The sequence below is a fragment of the Aquimarina spinulae genome (genome assembly GCF_943373825.1).
In the GTDB taxonomy this organism is placed as follows: Bacteria; Bacteroidota; Bacteroidia; order Flavobacteriales; family Flavobacteriaceae; genus Aquimarina; species Aquimarina spinulae.
Genome location: NZ_CALSBP010000002.1, coordinates 1,924,939 through 1,947,452, shown reverse-complemented (window position 1 = coordinate 1,947,452; position 22,514 = coordinate 1,924,939). Strand labels below are relative to the sequence as shown.

General features: G+C 32.2%; 23 protein-coding genes. 5 read left to right on the top strand and 18 right to left on the bottom strand.

Annotated features, from left to right (window positions below; translation table 11 throughout):
- Window positions 1-42 precede the first annotated feature (42 nt).
- The gene (locus NNH57_RS14205; protein WP_074407148.1) at window positions 43-1,143 is read left to right on the top strand and encodes a DUF4407 domain-containing protein; all 1,101 of its coding nucleotides are present in this window, start codon (window positions 43-45) and stop codon (window positions 1,141-1,143) included.
- Window positions 1,144-1,379: 236 nt separating this feature from the next.
- Here the strand turns inward: NNH57_RS14205 and NNH57_RS14200 are convergent, their stop codons facing one another.
- Entirely contained in the window at window positions 1,380-3,587 is a 2,208-nt protein-coding gene (locus NNH57_RS14200) for a leucine-rich repeat domain-containing protein (RefSeq protein WP_108808939.1), read from the bottom strand.
- 428 nt (window positions 3,588-4,015) lie between these two features.
- Here NNH57_RS14200 and NNH57_RS14195 point away from each other — a divergent pair, with 428 nt between their 5' ends.
- Window positions 4,016-5,662, top strand: a complete 1,647-nt coding sequence (locus NNH57_RS14195) for an AraC family transcriptional regulator (protein ID WP_159099308.1) — start codon at window positions 4,016-4,018, stop codon at window positions 5,660-5,662.
- A 131-nt stretch (window positions 5,663-5,793) separates the two neighbouring features.
- Window positions 5,794-5,973, top strand: a complete 180-nt coding sequence (locus tag NNH57_RS14190; protein ID WP_108808941.1) for a hypothetical protein — start codon at window positions 5,794-5,796, stop codon at window positions 5,971-5,973.
- 74 nt (window positions 5,974-6,047) lie between these two features.
- Here the strand turns inward: NNH57_RS14190 and NNH57_RS14185 are convergent, their stop codons facing one another.
- The 5 genes from NNH57_RS14185 to NNH57_RS14165 form a co-directional block, all read right to left on the bottom strand.
- Window positions 6,048-7,295 carry an NAD(P)/FAD-dependent oxidoreductase gene (locus tag NNH57_RS14185; protein ID WP_108808942.1) on the bottom strand — a complete coding sequence of 416 codons (1,248 nt, stop codon included), beginning with the start codon at window positions 7,293-7,295 and terminating at the stop codon, window positions 6,048-6,050.
- Window positions 7,296-7,374: 79 nt separating this feature from the next.
- Window positions 7,375-8,385, bottom strand: coding sequence for a 4-hydroxyproline epimerase (locus NNH57_RS14180; RefSeq protein WP_108808943.1), 1,011 nt, complete (start codon window positions 8,383-8,385; stop codon window positions 7,375-7,377).
- On the bottom strand, window positions 8,378-10,108 hold the full coding sequence (locus NNH57_RS14175; RefSeq protein WP_108808944.1) for a DUF885 domain-containing protein: 1,731 nt from the start codon (window positions 10,106-10,108) through the stop codon (window positions 8,378-8,380). The genes NNH57_RS14180 and NNH57_RS14175 overlap by 8 nt, the downstream gene beginning before the upstream one ends.
- Window positions 10,109-10,147: 39 nt before the next feature.
- Window positions 10,148-11,731, bottom strand: coding sequence for an aldehyde dehydrogenase (NADP(+)) (locus tag NNH57_RS14170; RefSeq protein WP_108808945.1), 1,584 nt, complete (start codon window positions 11,729-11,731; stop codon window positions 10,148-10,150).
- A gap of 89 nt (window positions 11,732-11,820) precedes the next feature.
- On the bottom strand, window positions 11,821-12,747 hold the full coding sequence (locus tag NNH57_RS14165; protein ID WP_074407156.1) for a dihydrodipicolinate synthase family protein: 927 nt from the start codon (window positions 12,745-12,747) through the stop codon (window positions 11,821-11,823).
- 137 nt (window positions 12,748-12,884) lie between these two features.
- Here NNH57_RS14165 and NNH57_RS14160 point away from each other — a divergent pair, with 137 nt between their 5' ends.
- A complete protein-coding gene (locus tag NNH57_RS14160) occupies window positions 12,885-13,745 on the top strand; it encodes an AraC family transcriptional regulator (RefSeq protein ID WP_108808946.1) in 861 nt (286 codons plus the stop codon).
- On the opposite strand, the gene NNH57_RS14155 is transcribed toward NNH57_RS14160, so the two are convergent.
- From NNH57_RS14155 to NNH57_RS14110, 11 genes are all read right to left on the bottom strand, one after another.
- Entirely contained in the window at window positions 13,742-14,281 is a 540-nt protein-coding gene (locus NNH57_RS14155) for a hypothetical protein (RefSeq protein ID WP_254504188.1), read from the bottom strand. The two genes, NNH57_RS14160 and NNH57_RS14155, sit on opposite strands and share 4 nt — an antisense overlap.
- A 30-nt stretch (window positions 14,282-14,311) precedes the next feature.
- Window positions 14,312-14,479, bottom strand: a complete 168-nt coding sequence (locus NNH57_RS26550; protein WP_416358549.1) for a DUF3995 domain-containing protein — start codon at window positions 14,477-14,479, stop codon at window positions 14,312-14,314.
- Window positions 14,480-14,583: 104 nt separating this feature from the next.
- On the bottom strand, window positions 14,584-14,736 hold the full coding sequence (locus NNH57_RS14150) for a hypothetical protein (protein ID WP_159099309.1): 153 nt from the start codon (window positions 14,734-14,736) through the stop codon (window positions 14,584-14,586).
- 61 nt (window positions 14,737-14,797) lie between these two features.
- The gene (locus tag NNH57_RS14145) at window positions 14,798-15,286 is read right to left on the bottom strand and encodes a hypothetical protein (protein ID WP_108808948.1); all 489 of its coding nucleotides are present in this window, start codon (window positions 15,284-15,286) and stop codon (window positions 14,798-14,800) included.
- 239 nt (window positions 15,287-15,525) lie between these two features.
- Window positions 15,526-16,023: a GNAT family N-acetyltransferase gene (locus tag NNH57_RS14140; RefSeq protein ID WP_074407161.1), complete on the bottom strand. Its 498-nt coding sequence runs from the start codon at window positions 16,021-16,023 to the stop codon at window positions 15,526-15,528.
- A 1-nt stretch (window position 16,024) separates the two neighbouring features.
- Window positions 16,025-16,456, bottom strand: a complete 432-nt coding sequence (locus NNH57_RS14135) for a MarR family winged helix-turn-helix transcriptional regulator (RefSeq protein ID WP_074407162.1) — start codon at window positions 16,454-16,456, stop codon at window positions 16,025-16,027.
- Window positions 16,457-16,539: 83 nt separating this feature from the next.
- Window positions 16,540-16,905, bottom strand: a complete 366-nt coding sequence (locus NNH57_RS14130; RefSeq protein ID WP_108808949.1) for a cupin domain-containing protein — start codon at window positions 16,903-16,905, stop codon at window positions 16,540-16,542.
- A gap of 73 nt (window positions 16,906-16,978) precedes the next feature.
- A complete protein-coding gene (locus tag NNH57_RS14125) occupies window positions 16,979-17,383 on the bottom strand; it encodes an OsmC family protein (protein WP_074407164.1) in 405 nt (134 codons plus the stop codon).
- Window positions 17,384-17,404: 21 nt separating this feature from the next.
- A complete protein-coding gene (locus tag NNH57_RS14120; protein ID WP_108808950.1) occupies window positions 17,405-18,010 on the bottom strand; it encodes a TetR/AcrR family transcriptional regulator in 606 nt (201 codons plus the stop codon).
- 578 nt (window positions 18,011-18,588) lie between these two features.
- Entirely contained in the window at window positions 18,589-19,530 is a 942-nt protein-coding gene (locus NNH57_RS14115) for a threonine/serine dehydratase (protein ID WP_108808951.1), read from the bottom strand.
- A 107-nt stretch (window positions 19,531-19,637) separates the two neighbouring features.
- Window positions 19,638-19,907, bottom strand: a complete 270-nt coding sequence (locus NNH57_RS14110) for a RidA family protein (protein ID WP_199915445.1) — start codon at window positions 19,905-19,907, stop codon at window positions 19,638-19,640.
- A 134-nt stretch (window positions 19,908-20,041) separates the two neighbouring features.
- Here NNH57_RS14110 and NNH57_RS14105 point away from each other — a divergent pair, with 134 nt between their 5' ends.
- Entirely contained in the window at window positions 20,042-20,554 is a 513-nt protein-coding gene (locus NNH57_RS14105; protein WP_108808952.1) for a MarR family winged helix-turn-helix transcriptional regulator, read from the top strand.
- A gap of 128 nt (window positions 20,555-20,682) precedes the next feature.
- Here NNH57_RS14105 and NNH57_RS14100 read toward each other — a convergent pair whose 3' ends face one another.
- On the bottom strand, window positions 20,683-22,452 hold the full coding sequence (locus NNH57_RS14100; protein ID WP_074407169.1) for a MutS-related protein: 1,770 nt from the start codon (window positions 22,450-22,452) through the stop codon (window positions 20,683-20,685).
- Between the last annotated feature and the right edge of the window lie 62 nt (window positions 22,453-22,514).

Below are 22,514 nucleotides of genomic sequence, written 5' to 3'. Positions count from 1 at the left end.
AACCAGCGTTATACTTATTATCAATCAAAAAACCCTTAGATGATGTTAAAACGTTTTTTTATTTTATGCTCCGGCGCAGATGCCGATATATTAGCAGATAGTTCTGATGGAGAACAGAATAAATATGCTGGTATCGGAGCAACAGTTTTCTTTACAGCGGTAATGGCTTTTATTGCTGCCAGTTATGCTTTATATACCGTATTTGATACTTATTTTACTGCTATCTTCTTTGGTTTAATCTGGGGCTTGTTGATCTTTAATCTGGATCGATTTATTGTATCTACTATTAAGAAGAAGGATAGTTTTATGGATGAACTCCTACAAGCTTCGCCAAGAATTATTTTGGCCGTAATTATTGCAATTGTCATTTCTAAACCATTAGAACTAAAGATTTTTGAGAAAGAAATTGATCGTGTTTTACTCGAGCAAAAGAATGATTTTACTTTAGCTAATCAAGAGCAAATTGCAACACAATATACTCCGGCTATTGCTACAATTGATTCTGATATTAATACACTTAAACAGGAAGTAACAACCAAAGAAACCGAGGTTAACGATCTTTATGAAACCTATATTGCTGAGGCAGAAGGAAGAAAAGGTACAGAGATTATTGGAAAAGGACCTGTATATAAAGAAAAACGTGAGAAGCATGATGCAGCTTTGGCAGAATTAGCCGAATTGAAAAAAGCGAATGCAGAGAAAATAACTGCCTTAGAAATTCAAAAAACAGAATTGACTGCCGAGTATGATAATCAAGTGTCGACATCTCAACCTATTATTGATAATTTTGATGGATTAATGGCTCGAGTAAGTGCTTTAAATGAGTTACCCTGGTTACCTTCATTTTTTATCTTTTTATTATTTCTGGCTATAGAAACCTCACCTATTTTTGCAAAATTATTCTCTCCCAAAGGAGAGTATGACTTTAAATTAGAAGATGTAGAAGGTGAAATAAAAACATGGGTTGCTCAGAAAGAAGATCAGCGAAAAGTACTATTAGAAACAGATCATACGATTAATGATAGAGTATATGGTGATCTTTCTGAAGAAGAGGAATTATATGCATATAAGAAAAAGATTGCCCGAGAAATGATGAAAAAACAACAAGATGCTTTTTATAAAAAGCAAACTGGGATTTTATAAATTTGGTATACCAAAATAAAAACAGACCTCACAAGCTTAAACTATAGCTTGTGAGGTCTGTTCGTTTAACAATGTTTTTTATAAGAAAGGTTATACTATCTGTAGAAAAAAAGGTTGTGAATATGTATTCTTCATCTTATGACAGGTTTTTTGTACTTCTAACTCAACCTATTTCCCTGATCATTTACAAATAATAGCTAATAACACAACCTCTTTTCTTTAGGTAGTATCGAGATTTAGTTTTTAATAAATTTCGTTGTTAATAACCCTTTACTAGATTGAAGATGGAGAATATATTGGCCAACAGGCAATTCAGTAACATCAATCAAAACAGAATTAAGACCCATTAATATATCATTTGTGCCTCTTGGAATTGGAGCAGCAAAAGGATCTTCTCGTATAAGTTCTTCTCTAGGGTCTACGGCAAATTTAACAACTACTTTCTTTACAATTTCTCCAGAAAGTCTTAGTATCGTTACAGTTGCATTTCCTGTAGTTGTAGGGTCTTTTGGGGTTATTGCTAAATAATTACTTGCTGGATTTGGCGAAAGTATAAAGTGATTATCAAAAGCACTTGTTTTGGTAGGTTTACAACTAGTATTGACGTTACATGTAGAATATCCTAATGTAAATCGTATATAGTTGTTAATCTCGTTTAAAAAAGATACCGAATTAACACAAACAAAATTTAGATTTGGGCATCCATCTAAGTAAAGACGTCTGGCATGATGAACTACGCCAGAGAAATGCTGGTAACTTTGGTAAAAAGCATGATTTCCTGTTAGATACGCTTCTCTTAGATTTGGATTGTTGCTAATGTTTAGTGTATTTATAGCGTTACAATTTCTAATATCAATTTTGGATATTAAGTTTCTACTAACATCCACAGTCTCTAAATTAGTATTTGATGTAATATCTAATGTAGTTATTTGGTTATTAGACAATCGTAGTACTTGTAAATTTATGCTGCTGTTTAGAGATATTTGTAATAATTGATTGTTATCAAGAGTAAGATAACGTAATAGAGCTTTATTTCTAAGGTCTATAGAGGTTAGCTTATTATTGGCTAGATCTATAGTGTTTAATTGATCATTCTTATTAAGGTTTGCAATAGTAATTTGATTGTTTTTAAGAAGAAGAACCTTTAGGTTTGTAAAATGCTCAACCCCGGTAATATCAGTGATATTTCTATTTTCAAGATTGATATGAGTAACTTTTTCTGCTTCGTCTACAGAGATTTCATTATCACTGTCAATATCATACTTTGATACGAGTCCAGCTTTAAAATTTAGATCATTAAAATTAATGATTGTGGAAGTAGGAGCTAAGCTACAATCACTACTAATAACACAATTATAACCTAATGCATTAACTCTATTTTGTATGTAGGGAGTATCAGAATAGTATTTGTGTAAGCAAATAAATTCTAGTTTTGGGCATTTTTCGACCTTAATATATTTACTTAAGTATCGATGTGTTAAAAACATGGTTTTTAACTCGCTATTGTCACTAACATCGAGATTAACAATTTTAGAGTTTCTGGCATCTAGTTTAGTGATCTTGTTTTTTGAACAATATAGAGAAACGAGATTGATATTTTTAGAAAGATCTATTTCTGTTAAAGCATTAGAACCTATATCTAATCTTTCTAGATTTGGGTTTCCGGTAAGATTGATAGACGTTAATTTGTTTTTCTCAACGTTTATACGTCTCAATGTTGAAGTTACAGGCAATTTTAAACTAGTCAACAGACTTTCTCTTACATCTAGATGAGTAAGCATTGTATTTTTAGAGGCGTCTATGTTGGTTAGTAAGTTGTTACCGATATTTAATTCATCTAATTTTGTGTTTTTGGAAACATCTAAGCTTGTTAATTTATTCCCCCAAACATATAACCTGGTTAAATTTAGGTTTTTAGTACTATTTAATTCTTCTAATTGGTTAGTCCATGCATGAAGTATCGATAATTTTGTATTACTATTAATATTAATTCTTTTAAATCTATTATTGTATATTTTTAATTCAAATAATATCACATTTTTAGATACATCCAATTGTGCTAATTGATTACTATTTGCATCCAATCGTTCTAATTGCGTACACCCCGATATATTTAAATTAATCAACTGATTTTGGCTAACATCCAAGTATTGTAATTTTGTGTTTTTTGTTAGATTTAAAGAGGTTACCTTATTCTTAGGGATAGTAAGGTATTTTAGATTTATAAAGTGCTCTATTCCTGTAAGATTTTCAATATTCTTATTTACAGCTTTTATGGATACAGCTTTTTCTGCTTCTTGCTTACTTATATTTACATCATTATTGGTGTTTATTGATGATGCTAGTAAAGCATTTTTAAAATTAGCATCAGGGATATAAATATTTTGTGCATAAGAGGTTAGGGTAAGACATAGTAGTATACCCAAAAAGATAATTTTTTTCATAAGTACGAATGAGTTAGTTTTAATTTGATGAATAGTTAATAGAATTTGTTTTTTAGGCTTTGTATTGAGGATGTTTTTTTGATTGTTTATATCAAATTTTGTATAGATCTATACTGGCTTATTTGAAACAAAGATAAAGGTCGAAATTGCACTATAACAACAGGAGTAACTTAGGATTTATAAATCTTGATCAATATATTTATAAATCTTAACCATTGTTTTTAGCTTCAAAATGCTTTTTATCAGAAGGTTTGTTTTTTTTAAGAAAGTTTCATGATTTGTTATTGAAATCATACTCTATTTATATGGTTATCCCTTATCTTGTCAACAATTTTTAACTATTCACTTTGAATATAAGAATGAAGAATATTTATAGTATTGTTTTAATTTTTATAAGTTTCACCTTTCTCCATGGTAAAGGAGTAAGTATGATAACAAAAAACAGGATTAGTGAAAAGCAATATTCAGTTTCGGATTCATTAACACATAAAACATTTGATGAATTACGATCACTTTTTATTAAACACTATAAAGACTCTGTTTTAGTTAAAAAAATATCGAATACATATCTTACCAGAGCAAAGAAAGACAAGGATAGTATTGAGATAGCAAATGGATATCAAATATTCTTCGAAATGAATATAAATAATCCAAAAATAGCTTTGGCATACACAGATTCTATGATTGTTGTTACCAAAGGTGTAAAAAATGAATTCTACCCTGCAAGAGGTTATCTTTTAAGAGGTTATCTTTTACAAAAATTAGAACAATATAATGAAGCCTTAACTTCGTATTTAATTTCGAAAAAACATGCAGAGATCAATAATAATATTGGTCATATCATTGCTATAACACATAATATTGCAATACTTAAGACCATCTTAGGAAAAGATGGAGAATCTTTAGAAATCTATAAAAAAAATTTAGACCTCCTATCAACTCAGGATACTATAGGTAAATTTAGGTCACATTATATAGCTACTCTCTGTAAATTGTCGGATAGTTATAATTTATTTAAAAAATATGATACTGCACATTTCTATTTGAAAAAAGGAATTACATCGACTCTATCAGGAGATATCCCACATTTCTATTCTGAGTTACTTTCATCATATGGGGTTAATAGTTATTATAGAAAAGAATATAACATAGCACAGGATAGTTTAAAAAAGTCTCTATCTCTTTCCAAAAAGACTCCATATACTAATATACTTATTACCTATTTATATTTAGGAAAAACACTGTTAGAGCTAGAACAGGAAGAAGAGGCTATAGGGTATTTTAAAAAAATAGACTCTGCGGTACACGTTTCTAATTATATATTAGAAACCAGAGAAGCATTTACATTACTTATAGATCATTACAAGAGGGAAAATGATAAAGCGAATCAGCTAAGAATCATGGAAAAACTGATAAAACTAGATAGTAGTTTTTCTGTAAAGTATAAAAAGTTACACATAGATATTGAAAAAAAGTATGATAACGTACAACTCATCAAAGACAAAGAACGATTAATAGATAGTATTAAAAACCATAGTAGAACAACCATAAACCAGCTATGGGTTTTTGGTGGATTAACCATCGTATTGATAAGTCTGGGGTATTTATATTATTACAAAAAAAGAAAGAAAAACTATGAAAAAGAATACCAGGAAAAATTACTAAATGCAGAACATCTAAATAAAAAGAAAGTACAGAAGACTAAAGATGTTGAAATTGCGCCAGAATTAAGAGATGATATTTTAAAGAATTTAGAAGAGTTTGAGAAAAATAAAATTTTTTTGAAAAATGGTTTAACATTAGCTATAGTTGCCAAAAAACTAAAAACAAATTCTACATATTTATCCAGAATCATCAATATGGATAAACAAAAAAACTTTGCCAACTATATTAATGATTTACGTATTGAATATTGTATACAACAAATAAAAAGTAATAAAAAATTTAGACACTATTCTATAACATCTATGGCAAAAGAAGTAGGCTTTAATAATATTCAGTCTTTTGTTAAGGCTTTTTATAAAAAAAATGGTTGTAATCCTGCTGAATACATAAAAGAGTATGGTGGTGAATGAGTTACGGGTTTTAATGCTTGGTAAATACCACTAAATATTTATAAATCTTACCCAGAACATAAAGGAATATGTCTAACAATTAGTGTTTGTTAGTTACATTTACATTATAACAAAGTTCAAATTAACTCATCATGAAAACGAATAAAAAAGTAAAACTAGAATTTAAAAAAATGAATGTAACCAAACTTACCGATTCTAATATTGCCAGAATAAAGGGAGGAAATAAGGAAGACCTTATTAGAATTGACGGTACAGATGGTAGTTTAATATCTCGTATTATAAATGGTGTGAATCATTCATGTAATAGATAATAATATCTTATAATTTTTCACAAATATTATTTGTAGAAAATAAAAGCCTTCTTTGACTATAGAACCATCTTTGATTAAAACTTACGATCAGGATGATAAGCATCTAGACTCAAAGAAGGTTTTTGATCAGAAATAATTTCTGAAACCAGTTTCCCTGTAGAAGTTCCCATAGTCCAGCCCATCATAGCATGCCCTGTAGCAATAGTAAGATTATTACAAGTGTTAGACTTACCAATATAGGGTAGCCCATCTGGAGAAACAGGCCTAAGACCAGATGTAGCTGCTTCTTTTTCTCTATTTGAAAGTTTTATATCGGGATAATACCGCTGTGTGGCACTGGCGATAGTTTCTACTCTCACCTTATTAATATTATGATTAATACCTGCTATTTCCATAGTACCGGCAAATCTGGTAAATCCTTGCATTGGGGTTACTGCAATTTTGGCTTCAGTTAGTATAGCTGGCATAGTTATTCCTAAATCTCTTTCAGCATTAATACGATATCCTTTTCCGGCTTCCAGTAACAATTTAATCCCTAGTTTTTTGCTTAATAAATTTGACCATGATCCTGCTGCTAGTACAAATTCATCTGCTGTGTATGATGTATTCTTAGTATGTATCGAAGTAATTTTATTGTTCTGTATACTAATATCTTCTACCTTTTCATTTTTGCGAATCGTTACCCCAGAAGCTTCAAGAAAAGCTTTCATTTCATCCATAAAGGTTTGCGGGGTAGTATGCCAATCACATTCATATAGTACTGCTCCTTTTGCTTGCAATTGTACATTGGGTTCCATTTGTTTTAATTCGTCAAATGAAAGCTCTTTTACGGGCAATCCTTCTTTGGTTGCCATCTTACCAACATGAATTTCTTCTTCGAGCATTTTTTCGGTTTGGCAGATCATTAAAAGCCCTTTTTTTTCTAGCTGAAACGTAAAATTTTCATCAGATCTGATTTCAGAATACAAATCTCTACCTAATACTGCAATATCTTTAATGGCAGCAATACCTTGATTTACATTTTTTACCGAGCAAGACTTGTTAAATGCCCATGTCCAACGTAAGAAATCCAAATTAAGACGGGGCTTTATAAATAATGGGCTAGTGGGGTTAAACATCCATTTTAGTCCTTTTTTCATTACACCAGGCGCTGCAAGAGGGATGATATGGCTTGGGGAAAGATAGCCTGCATTAACGTAAGAAGCACCAGAATTCATTGCAGATTGATCAATTACAGTAACATGATGCCCTTCTTTATGTAAATAATATGCAGAACATAATCCTATGATTCCGCCTCCTATGATAATAACTTCTTTGCTCATAATTGTATACACTTAGACAAGCTTAGTGTGGTATTCTGTTGTGTTTACTTAGTATTTTATTATGTCTTTTTAGTTTTGGCTAAATAACCTGAAAACCATGTGCATAAGGATCATCTTCATCATCAATAATGATAGTATTGTATCCATAAACTTTTGCCCAACCCTGAATGCTTGGGATAATGGCTTTTATGTCACCTAATTGTGTTTCTTCTTCAACTCTACCTATGAATGTGCTACCAATAAAACTTTCATGAACAAATTCTTCTCCTTGTTGTAGTTTTCCTTTGGCATATAACTGTGCTATTCTTGCAGAGGTTCCTGTTCCGCAGGGAGAACGATCAATAGCTTTGTCTCCATAAAAAACAGCATTTCTACCCGACGAATCTGGGTTGATAGGATCTCCTGTCCAAAGCATATGACTTACATCTCTAATCGTATCATTTTCTGGGTGAATAAATGCATTAGGATATTTTTTGTTAATACGTTCTCGTACTACTTGAGAATACTGGATTAACTTACTTGCTGTAAAATCATGAACCCCGCTAAAGTTTTTTTGAGGATCTACAATGGCATAAAAATTTCCACCATAGGCAACATCAAAAACGAGTTCTCCTAATTCTGGGCATTCTATAGTTAAACCTTCTGCTGCCAGATATGATTTTACATTTTTGAGTTTTACCCAATCTACTTTTTTATTGGTTTGCTGGTATTCTATTTCTACCAGTCCTGCTGGAGCTTCCATTCTAATTTTTCCAGGAGTTTTGGGTTGTATCAATCCTTCTTCTATGGCAATGGTGATGGTTCCAATAGTACCATGACCGCACATAGGAAGACACCCAGAGGTTTCTATAAATAGAATAGAAAAATCATTATCGGGATGGTGGGGTTCGAATAAAAAACTACCACTCATCATATCGTGTCCTCGAGGCTCATACATTAGCCCTTTTCTTATCCAATCATAAGTGGTGAGAAAATGTTGCCGTTTTTCACTCATCGTTTTTCCAATTAGATCGGGTCTGCCCGTTGTAACTACTCTTACTGGGTTTCCGCAGGTATGAGCATCGATACATTTAAAAGTGGTTCTAGCCATTTTTTGTTTTTTCGATATAAGTGTTAATTCTATTTTCTAAAATTGAAAGCGTAACTGTACCTTGCTCAAGAACGATTTCATGAAATTCTCGGATATCAAATTTATTTCCCAAAGCGGTTTCAGCTTTTTTACGCAATTCTCTAATTTTTAATTCACCAATTTTATACGACAAAGCCTGGCCAGGCCATGAAATATATCGATCGGTTTCTGTATGTATTTCATGTAATGATAATGCTGTATTCGAAGACATAAAATCGATGACTTGTTCACGTGTCCATCCTTTTGCATGAATCCCTGTGTCTACTACTAAGCGACATGCTCGCCACATTTCATAGGTTAGTTTTCCAAATTGCTCATAAGGAGTGGTATACATCCCCATTTCTTCTGCCAGAAACTCAGCATATAATCCCCAGCCTTCTCCATATGCAGATAGATATAAATTTTTTCTAAATTGTGGTATGCTATCCCCTAATTCATTGTTTAAACTGCCTTGCAAGTGATGCCCGGGTACAGCTTCATGCACGGTAAGCGATGGTAGTGTATATAGTGTTCTGCTTGGTAAATCATAAGTGTTTACCCAATAATATCCTGGATCGGTACTATTCGCTTCTGTTCCTACATATCGACCACTGGTGTATTTTGGAGCTATAGCATCTGGTACAGGGGCTACCCCATATGGTTTTCTGGGTAATGTTTTAAAAAAACGAGGTAGTTGTTCATCTGCTCGCTTAGCCATATCTCGGGCAATCATAAGCAACTCATCTGGTGTTTTTGCATAGAATTGCTCATCGGTACGAAGAAATTTAAAAAAGTCCGAAAAGCTACCCTGAAAATTAAGCTCTTTTATGATGATCTCCATTTGCGCTTTTATTCTGGCAACTTCTTTTAATCCGATATTATGAATCTCATCTGCAGTATATGTAGTGCTTGTAGTATAAAAGTTAATCCTGTTTTGATAATAAGCTTCGCCATTTGGAGTTTGAGACACACCAATTGCGGTTCTTGTCTTAGGTAAATATTCGGTTTCAAAGAATGTCTTTATTCTTTTAAATTGAGGGATAACCTTATTTTTAATTACTTCTTTGGCCGCATTATGTATTGAATCCTTTTGAGCCTTTGTTAGTATTTCTGGCAAGCTTTTAAAAGGAGAATAAAAATAACTGTTTTTAACACTATCAACGATATGGTCATTATATGTTGATTCATATCCTTTAAAAATGACTCTTGGTTGTGAGACTCCTTTTTCAAGACCTTCTCTTAAGTTTATAAAATGTTGATCAACAAATTCGGGGATTGCATTAAGTTTGTTTAGGTAATTTTTAGCCTGTTTATAATTGGCCAATGGCCTAACCATATAATTGAGATTGCTATGAAATCCAGAATCAGATAATAGGGGATTGAGATAGGCTTCAAACTCATAAAAATCAACAGTTCTTTGCAAAGTAAATTTTAATAAATCAAGAGATATTTTATCGGTTTCTTTAAGTAATGTAGCATCAATACCATTTAGTTCTTCTATCTTTTTTTGAGCAAAATCAGCTTCTTTTTTGAAATACTCTTTGGTAAAAAGACCTAGAGGATATGCCTCTTCATCATATCCTTCTCTTTCTTCAATTTCTGTAATAATTTGATGTAATGAAGCTGACGGGTCTTTCTGTTTTTGTTCTTTACAGCTAAAACAGAAAAACAATATTAGAATTGCTATGATTTTAAAAAATTTCATGCTAAACGAGTATTATTATTTTAATATTAATTCTAAAAATTAGATTTTAGAATCTGTATGCTTACCATTTATTAACCTGGAAATCCCTAGAGGGTTTTCATTCTTAAGTTCGTTTGGTAATAAATTATTTGGCCAACTTTGGTAGCTAAATGGACGTACCCAACGTTTAATAGAATGAATACCAACTGCTGTAAATCTACTATCTGTTGAGGCAGGATATGGACCACCATGTAACATAGAAGGGCATACTTCTACTCCTGTAGGAACACCATTAAATATAATTCTTCCTACCCTGTTTTGTAATGCATCAATTACTGTATTGTATTGTAGTGCTTCTTCATTCTCTGCAATAATAGTCCCTGTAAGTTGCCCTTCTAAGGTATTAATTATAGTTTCTAATTGTTCAACATCTTTACATTGCACAACCATAGAGAATGGCCCAAATACTTCTTGATGTAAGGTTGTGTTTTCTAAAAATGTTTTTCCTTCTACTGTGGTAACTGTTTGTCTTGCATAATTCACGGCAATATCACTATCAAGCTCTGCGGTGACAGATAATCCATTTTGTTGCAATGCATTTGTTTTGTTTCTTTCAAAATTTCCAATAATGTTGGGATGCAACATACATGAAGGTTCAATTTTCACAATTTCTTCAGAAAGTGCTGTTATAAAATTAGTTAAGGCTTCTCCTTTAATACCGATAAGCAAACCAGGGTTTGTACAAAACTGTCCGGCTCCTACTGTTATTGATTTTGCATAGGTTTTAGCTAAATCGACTCCTTTGGTAATTGTTGCTTCGGGTAATAGGACTACAGGGTTTATACTCCCCATTTCTGCAAATACCGGGATTGGTTCTGGTCGTTTTGAAGCCAAATCAAATAGTGCTCTACCTCCTCTAATACTTCCTGTAAAACCAACTGCTTTTACTGCGGGATGTTCTACTAATTTAACACCTACTTCAATTCCTGAACTATTAAGATTAGAGAATACTCCATTTGGCATTCCTGTTTTTGTGGCAGCTTTGATAATTGCAGCAGATACTAATTCTCCGGTTCCTGCATGCATTGGGTGTGATTTTACAATCACAGGACATCCTGCGGCAAATGCAGCGGCGGTATCACCTCCAGCTGTAGAGTAGGCTAGAGGAAAATTACTTGCTCCAAAAACAACAACAGGTCCTAGAGGAACGAGCATTTTACGAATATCCTGCTTAGGAATAGGACTGCGATCCAAATTGGCAGTATCTATAGAAGCTTCTACCCAAGAGCCATCGGCTACCAGATCAGCAAAAGTTCTTAATTGCCCTATGGTTCTACCTCTTTCACCTTTTGCTCTTCCTTCTGGTAACCCAGTCTCTGATCTGTATGTTTCTATTAGAAGATCATCTAAAGCCAGAATCTCATCGGCAATTGCATTTAAAAATTCTGCTTTTTTAGCACCAGAAACCTTTCCGAAAATTTCAAAAGCTTCTGAAGCTAATGATACAGCTTTTTCGATTTCTTCTTCCGAAGCTTCAAAAAATGTATGTTCATTTTCAATATTCAACTTAGGATTAAAAGTTGTGTAGGTTTTATTTCCTATAGCCGAGAGCTGATTTCCTATATAGTTTTTACCTGTTATCATAATTCTAAATGATTTAATGTGAAAATAGATCAATTTCTAATGAAAGAATGATGTCATCTCTATTATTTTTGATTACATCATTTTAGGGATTAATCTATTAATTCGATGTTTTTGTATTTGGGTAATTGTGGTCTTGTTTTTAGGCCAGTTTCAATAATTTCTAATACTTTTTTACGTTCATCTCCAACGAGTGGTAGCCTGGGTGGGCGCACATACTCTGTGCCGATTCCGGTAGCTACTTCTGCCAGTTTTATATTTTGTACTAATTTAGGGTTTATGTCTAACTCCAGCAAAGGTAAAAACCAACGATAGATTGCTATAGCTTCTTTAATCCGACCAGCTTTCTGAAGCTCATAAATAGCTACAGTTTCTTCTGGGAAAGCATCTACTAGTCCTGCAACCCAGCCATCGGCACCCATCAATAAACTTTCGAGAGCTAATGTATCTACTCCACTTAGAATTTTTAATCTATCACCAAAGCGATTTTTAATTCGTGTTATATTAGAAATATCTCTTGTAGATTCTTTTACTGCCTGTATATTATCCAGTGCTAATAACTCTTCGAACATATCCAAAGAGACTTCTATCTTATAGTCAACAGGATTGTTGTAAATCATTATGGGTAGATCAGTACTTTTAGCTACCTCTTTAAAATACACTACAGTTTCTCGATCTCCTGCTTTATATCGCATTGGTGGGAGCATCATCAAACCACTAGCTCCATCTTCTTTTGCTTTTTTTGCAGCTTCGATAGCACCTTTTGTAGTTTGTTCTGCAATATTAATAATAACTGGAACTTTGTTTTTAACGATATCAACTGTGGTTCTAACCAAAATTCTTTTTTCGTCATCACTTAATGTACTTGCCTCGCCTAAGGTCCCGCCCAATATAATTCCGTGAACTCCGGCTTTAAGTTGTGCATTGATATTAATTTCAAACATTTCTAAGTCTAGTGTATCGTCTTTTGTGAATTTTGTAGTCACTGCAGGCATTACACCTTTCCAATCTATTACCATATTTAAAATTTTATTCAAAGATATTATGAAAGCGATGAAAGATACATTGAGAAATTATCTATATCTGATACTATATTACCTTTTATTGTTAATATATGCATAATTATGATTAATATTGATTCATAGATGAATTAGAAATGAAAGCATTACCTTTTAAAATACCAAAATCCTCGACCGACACTTTGATTGTTCAGGAAGATAAGGAAGTTGTCTTTTATGATAAATTTCATCAACATGAGGAGATACAGATATCAATTATAATATCGGGAGAAGGGAGTTTAATTGTTGGAGATACGATCACTGATTATAAAGCGAATGATATTTTGATTTTTGGAAGTAATGTTCCTCATGTATTAAAAAGTGCCTCTTCTCCTGTAAAGTCATATATGATTTCTCTTTTTTTTACCAAAGAATCTTTTGGAAATCTATTTTTTAAACTTCCTGAATTTAATGAATTATCGGGATTTTTTAGAAACTCGGTATATGGGATTAGGGTGTTTTCTAAAAAAGAAAAATTAAAAAAACAGTTTTTGAAAATTGTTGAGAAAAAAGAAAAATTAGATCGTTTTACCATTTTTTTGAAGATCTTAAAAATACTGAAAACATCAAAGACCAAAACCATATCATCGTTCATTTCAAAAAGAGCATATACCGATAATGAAGGAAAAAGAATGGCTAAAGTTTTTCAGGTGGTGATGAATGAGTTTAATAGAGATTTTTCGCTGAAAGAAGTTGCTGATCTAGCAAATATGACACCTAATGCTTTTTGTCGATATTTTAAGCAACGAACCAATAAAACCTTCTTTCAGTTTTTGATCGAGGTACGAATTGAGAATGCATGTAGGTTAATATCGAGAGAATTGGATATCACTATTTCTGAAGTTTCTTATCGGAGTGGCTTTAAAAACCTCTCTAATTTTAATAGAAAATTTAAGGAAATAAAAGGGATGACTCCTTCTGATTATAAAAAGAGATTACATGAGCCAAGTTTTGGTTAATCATGACTTCTTTTAGGATAGGGGTATTCTGCTATATTATTATTGGTCTTTGGATGTTTTAATACATCCCAAAGCCTTCTGTATTTTGATCCCTGAAAAAAACCTAGATAATTTATAGAGTAATCACCAGATGCTTTTAGCGAATTCAAAATATCTTTACCGAATATAGTAGTTTTATGAAAGTGTTTTTTAAATAGGTCATCACTTTCATTTGCAAGGTTTTCGGCTTCCATTGTGTCTAATACACGAAATGGTCCATGAATACCACTATTTATAAACTTATCTATTTCTGGTTGCGTAAGGTAATCTTGTCCAAACTCTTCTTTTCTTTTACTTCCTAATATGTCGAATTCACCTAAATCCTCATCAATATTTGCAAGTAAATTAAAGCTTTTACCAAATAAGAATCTGATAGGTTTAATGATAAATTTGAATATGGTAATTAAAATAGCAGCAGTATGTATTTTTAATTTCTGCAATAAATTTAATTTTGTCCTTGTCCAGTAATCATCTAGGCTTTCATAGCCGTCCATCATTAAATTATCTTTTGTGTTCACTTGTTTTTATTACTTTGTTAAGGCTATTATCAGTCGGATTGATCCTATAATTAGACATAATGGAGAAAAAAACATAGTGTCTAATCTACCAAATTTTGTTTGTTTTATTCGTTTAAAAAATCCAACATATTTAAAATCCCCAAAGCTCTGAGTATAAAAATAGAAGGGATAATCCATTTTGTATATTTCGGGAGCCATTTAGGCAACTTATAAGCTATAAGACCAGATTCGAGTACATAAAAAAACCAAAAACAGTTAATCTAAGTGCTACTATAGCACTATCAATTTTTTTTGGGATTCAATACGCATTCATCACTTTCCTTAGTTGGTAATGAGGCTTCAAATCCAAATGTTCCTCCGACAACCCAATTAAAATGAATAATCCCAAGGATAAAAAAGATAAGACTTAGTAGAATAGGTAATATCATTGGCATTGATTAATTATATTAACTAGAGGAGAAGGTATATCTTCAAAGATATAACTCATCTTTGAGATTAAAAAATAATAGGTATTTCAAAACTTATTGATTCTCCTGCTTCATCACCATCTCCTTCTCCAGGATCGTTGTGAACTATAAGTTTACCGGTTTTTATATTTTTTGCATCAAACGTTAAGGTGGTCGAAAACATTACAGGGCCGCTTTTCATCCAATCACCATCAGCACTTAATATACCTTTTGCCAATTCATTTCCTTTGTCATCAATTAGCTCAATCCATCCAAGCTCCCCTTCACTGGCATACCAAACCCCTTCAGAATTCACTTTTATTTTGATGGGTGAGTTTATTCGGTCATTTGGCTTGATGTTTAGTGTTGGATATTTAGCTTGCCTTGGTTCTTTTTCTGTTGGTGTAGTATCTTCTTTATCTATTTGTTGAGGTGTAGGAGTTCTATTTTCCTGAGGATTCGAATTGTTTTTACAAGAATGCAGAGAAATATGAGCGATACAGATTAGTACTATATAGATTAAGTTTAAGTTTTTCATATCATTATTTATTTACTATGATGTTTTGACTATAAAAGCATTACTGTCTTAGTGCCGGTATTTCTTAGTTATACAATTGTATGAAAATTTAATTGAACTATAGGCTCGAGTGATATATAAAATTTCTGAAAAGGAGGGTAGGTTAAACCATTACTGCCAAAAAGAATAGAATTAATGACAATTTATCATTATCGTTGCTTAACTTCTCTAACAGGTTTTTATTAAAATTTGACTGTAACTCAAGGTGTAGTCGACAAATCATAGCGATTTTCTATCAAAGGTTTCTCAAAAGCAATTGATTTTTTTGACTCTGTTAATTTAAACCCGTGTTTTGTATAAAGCGAAGCGGCAGCAGATAATTCATGAGTTGTCCATAGATAGGCAGATTGATACCCTTTTTTATAAAAGAAATCCATAAAAAGAGACATTAATTTTTTTCCAAGTCCTAACCCTCGATATGCAGGTTCGAGGTAGAAATATCGAAGTTGAGCGGTTTTATTCTCTCTGTGCATCAATAAAACAAAACCTACAATCTTGTCATTATGCTCACATATCCAGACTCTATCCATTTCGGGATTGTAATTTTTATAAAACTCATGCATTCCCTCCCCCACATAGGTTTCGAATGCTACTCCGTAGTTATACTCTTCTCCATATATTTTACCATGACGATAAATGATATACCCCAGGTCACCAGGTTTGATAGTCGTTCTGATAGAAATGTCATTAAGCTGCATTTTAATTTTCTTTTTTCGTTAGTAAAATTTCTATTTTTTCATACAATAGAATTAATTCTTCCTGCTCTTTTTTGTTAAGATGTTGGATGATCTCAGAAATAGCATCTGATGAGCGTTGATTAAGGGTTAAAAATATTTTTTTACCATTTTCTGTGAGATTTAAGTACGATATCCTATAATCGTCTTGCGATTTTATTTTATTGATGATGTTTAGTTTAACCAATTTTTTTATTAAGCGACTTAAGTAGCCCTCGTCGACCTCAATAATCTCTTTTATTTGTCGAGCTGTAATTTTAGGATTATGATAAATTTCGTACATAACACGAACCTCAGAAAGTGAATATTGACTTTCTAATATGTGATTATTAATTACCCCTATAACTCTGGTATAAAAGCGATTAAATCTTCGAATTTTGTTGACTATGTTTTCCATAATACAAATTTAACAAATACTTGCTTAAAGCAAGTATTTGTTAAAATATTTTGCACTACTTATTTGCATTTAGAATAGATTTTTCATGATTCTAATTGTTGTTCTTGGATATTTTTGGTGATTTCGGATTTTACTTTTCCTGTATGTGCTGTCGTTTTGTTTTCTATTAGCATAATTTTACATTCCTCTGTTGAAGAAACTCTATGATTAATACCACGCTTTACAATAAACAGGTCTCCTTGATTCATGATAAAAGAGTCTTGTCCTTCTACTTCAAAAAGAAGGCTTCCTTCGATAATGTAGAAGAGTTCGTCTTCATGCTCATGATTATGCCAGGGTACTTTGTCACCTTTTATTTTTGCTAGCTTAATATAAGTATCATTAACTTCTCCAATTATTTTTGGAGAAAAGTAACCTGTAATGTCTTTAAATTTTTCTATAAGTTTCATATTCTCTTCACTTTAAATTATGTGATTTATCGTTATTGGTTATGCAGATTGTGCTGGTTATGAATAATCTTTTTCATTTTTGATGTACTTTAAACCCCATTCCTTCTTTAATGGTATTAATTGATATACAACCCATTTCTGCAATTCTGAGTAACTTTTTAAAAACTACTGGATCACTGCATCTTTTATAAGATACATCAAGGCGTATATCTGTAAAACGTTTGGGTAAGTCTTCACTTTTAGTTGCGATAACATCAACCTGAAATCCTTCAATTTCGAAACTTCTAGATTGTGCTGCAGCAAAAAATGTACTACAAAAACAGCCGCCAATACCTGTCAATAAGTATTGACCTCCCATTAACCCATTGCCACCACCTCCTTGACTTATAGGCCGATCTACAATAACTTTTATGGTGTCATTGTTTAATTTCATTGCTGTATTTGATATTTGTTCTAGTGTTATTCGAATTGCTTCCATTTCATTTTTTTAATTAAAAAATTATGCTAATTGCTCAATATAACTTTTTACAGCTATAAGGTATTCGTCTAATATTTTATCATTATTATATACTTTTCTAATACCTCTTACTCCTTCAAAAGCACTTATCAGAAAAATGGCTGTTGCCGATGTGTCAACATTTTTTCTAATTTCATCTTTAATTTTGCCTTGCTCTAATAGGTTGACCATAATCTTCTGCCAATGATCAATTATATCTCTAAGCATGTCCCTGAATGAATTTTCTGAATACCCAATTTCATTGATTAGGTTATTTGCGGGGCAACCTAAATCTTTTTCCAAATCAGAATAACCCTCTATACGCTTGATAAAGACATCACATAGCAATGGTATTACAGGTGTGTTATCCGGATTTTTGAGAGGCGCAACCATTCTTTCATAAACCCTTTTTCTCACCGTAAGATCAATTACTTTTTCTCCAATATTTTTCTTGCTGTTAAAATGATGATAAAAAGCACCTTTAGAAAGTCCTGTGCCTTTTATGATTTCAGGAATACTAGTCTTGTTATAACCATGCTTGTAGAATAGTTCAAAAGCGCTATTAATGATCAAATTTTGAGTTTCTTTGGATTTAATTTTTTGATTCATACGACAAATATACAAAAAACATTCTTATCGGTATGTTTTTAAAACGTATATTACTTAATTGATGTTGAGAATGGCTATCTCTTTTTGTGAAGTATTATGAACATTATGTGTATTAAAGACGAGTTATTGATCGATAGGTTTATGAGTGCTTATTGCAATTCTATTCCATGCATTTATATTTATTACCGCCATTATTATTTGGGATAAATACTTTTCATCAAACTTTTCAATAGCTTTTTGATATGTTTTGGTTGTGATAGGCCAAAAAGTCTGTCATCCGCCAATTCTCAATGGCAAATTGAATAGTTCGTTCTGTTCCTTTATCATTGATATAAAACATTTGAAGGCACCGTCTACTACAAAATGATTGAAATTACATGTATCTCCTATCTTAACAATAATTTCTTTTTTGTTTACGCTACGCAAATCAAAGAAGGTTAGTATTCTTTGAAAGTCTTTTTAGCCGACTTTGACAAACTTGTTGATATGTTCAAAAAAATGCTTAGCCATTTTGTTTTCAATATTAAGTTTGCTAATTACTTTACTAAAAATGATAGAAAATTTTCTTGTCTTATTAGTTAAAGGCTAAAAGGTAGTTGGTTTAAATCTACATTTCCTCCTGAAATAATAATACCTATTTTCTTATTTTTAAAACTATTTTTCTCTTTTAGCATGGCAGCCAAGGCTACAGCAGAAGATGGTTCTGAAACAATTTTTAAGCGTTCCCAAATTAGTCTCATGGCCTCTACAATTTCTTCTTCTGTAACTCGCGTTATCTTTTTTACATATTGCTGGATTATAGGAAAATTTTTATCTCCTAATTGTACTCTAAGCCCATCTGCAATAGTATTTGTGGTCAAATTAGACTCGATAACTCCGCTTTGTAAAGATCGATATGCATCATCAACTTCAAAAGGTTCTCCTCCGATTACAGTACAATCATTTCCAAAATGAAGAGCAGATAAAGCTGTTCCTGCAATTAAGCCTCCGCCACCAACTGGTGTAAATACATAATCTAAATCAGGTTGTTTTTCTAATAGTTCTTTACAAGCTGTTCCTTGTCCCAGGATAACGTTAATATCGTTATAGGGGTGCACAAAAGTGGCTCCTTCTTTTTGTGAGATTTCTTTAGCTGTATTTTCTCGTGCTACTAGTGTAGGTTCGCATTCGATGATATTTCCTTGATAGCCTTTAACCGCATCTTTTTTAACTTGAGGAGCGTTAGAGGGCATTACTATAAATGCTTTGATACCTAATTTTTGAGCGGCAAGAGAAAGTGCCTGTGCAAAATTCCCAGAAGAATGCGTAACGACACCTTTTTGTTTCTGTTCCTCGGTAAGTTGCATAATTGCATTTGTAGCTCCTCTCATTTTAAACGCTCCTGTTTTTTGAAAGTTTTCACATTTAAAATAAAGAGTTGCTCCTGCTATTTCATCAATTAATTGAGAGCTAAACACAGGTGTTTTATGGATATATGGCTCAATTCTTTGGTGGGTTTGAATCAGGTTTTCTTTTTGCATAAGTTTAGTATTTAATTGCGGTTACTTCAATTTCTATAAGACACCCAAAATGTAATTCATGTGTGGGAATAATAGTTCTAGCAGGTTTGTGATGTTCAAAAAATATACTATATATCGTTTACTTTTGCCCATAACTTAATACTAGAGATGTAAATGCGTGCTTGTAACACCATCTTTCTAGAACTTCCAGCTTCTATTAGTATAGTTTCTACATTTTTTAATGCTACATCTGTTTGTTCTTCTATTGTTTCTGGAATATCTCTGGTTAATGGATTTATAGGAAGTTGCCCCGATAAATACAAAATACCATTATGTTCTACGCATTGGGAATAATGACCATTACTAGCAGGTATATTAGGGTGATTTACAATTTGCATGATGAGGTTATTTTTTCTAGCTCTCTAATATAATTATCTTTATATGAAGATAAAATGCAAATATACACATAATTTATCTTTACATAAAGATATTTGTTTTGTAATTTTGCTTTAAAGATTATTTACAATTTGGTATGATAGAAAATAATGACATTATAGATATCCTAGTAGCTGAGTGGAAGCAAGAGAGGCCAGAACTAGATGTAGAGGCAATGCAGGTAATAGGACGTATTATAAAACTGGGCAAAATTCTTGAAAAAAGTGCAAGCCATGCATTGTTAGATAGTGGTATTCATTATACCGATTTAGATGTTTTAGCCACGATAAGACGTTCTGGAAAACCTTATGCATTGCCTCCAAAACAATTAATGAAATCAGTTTTAATAACTTCTGGTGCTATGACGGCATTATTAGATAGATTAACAAAATTAGAATTAATTTATAGGGCTCCGGATATAAAAGATGGTCGAATAAAATTGGCCGGATTAACAAAAAAAGGAATGAAAATTATAGATGAAGCTATAAAAATAAGATTTAGTGAAGCAAAATCAACTGTAAAAGTTTTTAATAAAACCGAACATGCGACACTTTCGAAGTTGCTCAAAAAATTGTTATTATCATTAGAATCAGAAGATAAGATATCCTAACCCTGTTTCCTGGTTCTTAAATTAGGTAAAAACGATCCAGTATTTTTAGCCTCATTTCTTATACGAATTGATTTGGTTGTAGATGGGATTAAAAATAAAGTACTTTTATAATACGCGATACTTTTTTATCACACAATCCCCATTTTCTTTAATAAGAATGAAGCATTCATGTTCTGGCAAACTCCATCTTTAAATTTATAATCAAAGAATAACTCGTCATTTACAATTTGAGCATCAAAAAAACGGTTTTCTACTTGACGTAATTCTGATGCAATTTCACAAAGACTTAGATCATGGGTTGCTATAATACCTGTTGCTTTTGCCTTAACCAGTTTTTCTACAAATTTACGGGATCCTGCTGCTTTGTCTTTACTATTGGTACCTTTTAGGATTTCATCGAGGATGATAAAGTACTCATCTTTTTCCAGGGCATTTACAATTTTTTTAAGTTGTGTTAATTCTGAAAAGAAATAAGAGGCATCATCACTTAATGAGTCTGATGTTCTCATGCTACTAATCAATTTGATAGGACGATATTCGCATGATTTTGCACAAATGGGCAATCCTATGTTCGACATCACAATTTGTAAAGCAACGGTACGCAAAAACGTACTTTTCCCAGCCATATTAGCTCCTGTGATGATTAAAAACTGCTCTTTGTCTACCGTAATGTCATTATCTATTCTTTTATGAGTATTAAGCATAGGGTGACCCAGCTCTTTGGCTTTGAGTATACTATTGTTTGATGTTATCTTTGGATATATATAGTCGGGGTGATTAAAAGTAAAGTTTCCAAGAGAATTATAAGCATCAAAAAAGGCAATAACCTCGAACCATTGTGCTACTTTATTATGATTTTTGGCGATCCATTGTTCGATACGATAACTCTGTAGAATATCCCATAATAGTAATCCGTTGGCAAGAACCCCGAACATCATATTATTACGTTGATCAAAGGCATTTAGAATACTGGCAAACTGTTTTAGGGTTTGCGAAGCTTTTTCTCGTTCGCTAATTACCAATTGTTGCTTTTCTTGTAATAAGACAGCCTCAAAATTTGCATGTTCAATTTTATCTACGAGCTTATAATACTGTTCAAAGGTATCTTTTACTTTATTGGCATTGCTATATAGCTTGTTGATTTTTTTAAGCTGTGTCCCGGTTATCCCCAAGCCAATAAAAAACCAAACCAAAAACATAGTAAAAGTGATTATATCCAGAAATAGTAATGTTAATAATATCAACGAAATACCAGAGACTATTGCAGGAAGTATACGCATAATTTTGGGAACAAAAGCGCTGTAATTTTGCAACCACTTTTGTATTAAAGAAACAGAAACACTTACATTAACCAGTGATGCAATGGCACTAAATTCTTGTCTCCATTCGGGGAGTTCTGAGACATTTTTTATAGCCTCTTGTTTTTTCTCAATATGATCTATAGCATTGGCGCTAAGTATGGTTGCTAGTTTATTTTTTCCAGCCAGAGTAGTTGTACGGTTGGCATATTGAAAAAAAGATTGCTCTCCAAACAGATCGATATCATGACTATAAGGATGTGTAGCATCGATATACTCTTTTCCTGGAGTAAGGTTGGTTACGTCTCCTTTAAAAACGTCAAGCTCCAGTGTATTGATATCAATTAGTTTTTGCAGTTTATTTTTAGAATACGAGAGATCAGTATGTCGGTTTACTAAAAATATAAAAGCAGCAGTCCCTATAACAATACTACCAATGATAATCTGGGTATTAGGGTACCCAAAATATATGCCGGCTACTATTGCCAAAAAAACAAACAGACGTATGGTACTAGAGATGGTGAGTTGTTTTTTTATTTTTTTTAGCGATACAGTATGAAGAGAAATTTGCTCTTTATAAAATTGTTGTGGGTCGTTCATTTTGTACTTATCAAATAAGAGTATTGAATACCTCTCTATAAAAAGGGTTGGGGGTATAAAAC